This window comes from Streptomyces sp. NPDC059787, from assembly GCF_042732315.1.
GTDB classification, from domain to species: Bacteria; Actinomycetota; Actinomycetes; order Streptomycetales; family Streptomycetaceae; genus Streptomyces; species Streptomyces atrovirens.
This window is the reverse complement of the sequence record NZ_JBHWHX010000112.1, coordinates 1-1,383: the sequence shown is the minus strand read 5'-3', so window position 1 is coordinate 1,383 and position 1,383 is coordinate 1. Positions and strand designations below refer to the sequence as shown.

The 1,383-nt window shown below is 70.5% G+C and carries 1 protein-coding gene; it reads left to right on the top strand.

Annotated features, from left to right (window positions below; translation table 11 throughout):
- A partial coding sequence (locus tag ACFV5H_RS37795; protein WP_385199186.1) for an NF041680 family putative transposase occupies positions 1–1,373 on the top strand: 1,373 nt, incomplete at its 5' end.
- Between the last annotated feature and the right edge of the window lie 10 nt (positions 1,374–1,383).

Sequence of the window (1,383 nt, the reverse complement as noted above, 5' to 3'; positions counted from 1 at the left end):
AGTGTCTCTACCGGCGGGCGGACGCGCTCTTCGAACTCACCGACGCGGTGTTGTGTGCGGACGGGCCGGTGAAGACGCTGGTCGAGCTGTCCCTGGCAGTCGAGCACCGGCGTGGGCACGGGGCGATGTACGCCGCGCTGGACCGGGGCTGGCTGGAACCGGCGCGGTTGCGCCGCGTGCTGTCCGGCCTGCCGCTGCCGAGGGCGGCCGACGGGCGGATCGTGCTCGCGGTGGACGTGTCGCACTGGCTGCGGCCCGACGCGCCGACCAGTGACCAGCGACTGTTCTGCCACGTCTATGGACGCGGCGACCGCAGCAGTGACCAGTTCGTGCCCGGCTGGCCGTACTCCTTCGTCGCCGCTCTGGAAACGGGCCGCACTTCGTGGGTCGCTCTCCTGGACGCGGTCCGCCTGGGTCCGGCGGATGACGCGACCCAGGTCACCGCCCGCCAACTCCGCGACGTAGTGGTCCGGTTGATCGCGGCCGGGCACTGGCGGCCGGGCGATGCCGAGATCCTCATCGTCATGGACTCCGGCTACGACACCGCCTACCTCACCCACGCCCTGGCGGACCTTCCAGTGGTGCTGGTCGGACGTCTGCGCTCGGACCGCGTCATGCTCCGCGATGCCGGCCCCGCCCGCTCCGGACCGCGCGGCGGACGACCCCGCCGCCACGGCGGCGTCCTCACCCTCGCCAAGCCCGACACCTGGCACACACCCGACCTCACCACCACAACGGACACCAGCCGCTACGGCACCGCCGAGGCGAGGGCCTGGGACCGGATGCACCCCAGACTCACCCACCGCGGCCCCTGGCTCGATCACGCCCACGAAGAACTGCCCATCCTGCACGGCACGTTGATCCGTCTGGAGGTCGATCACCTACCGGGCGACCGCGACCCGAAACCCGTCTGGCTGTGGTCCTCGGCAAACAGCGCCACACCTGCGGACATCAACCGCTGGTGGCAATCGTTCCTCCGCAGATTCGACCTGGAACACACCTTCCGGCTCATGAAACAGACCCTCGGCTGGACCGCGCCGAAGATCCGCCACGCGGACACCGCCGACCTGTGGACCTGGCTCGTCATCGCCGCCCACACCCAGCTCCGCCTCGCCCGGCCCCTGACGGAGGACCTGCGCCGGCCCTGGGAACGCCGCACCGAACCCCGCCGCCTCACCCCTGCCCGGGTGAGGCGAGGGTTTCGCAACGTCCACGCGGCGGCTTCCCGTCCGGCAACTGCACCAAAACCGTCCCGACCCGGCCCAGGACGCCCACCCGGCTCCCGCAACAAGCAGCGAGCCAGACACCACGACGTCGGCAAGACCGTCAAACGCGCCGAATCGATCAAGGAACACCGACGTCATCGGCGTTAAACGCCAAGCT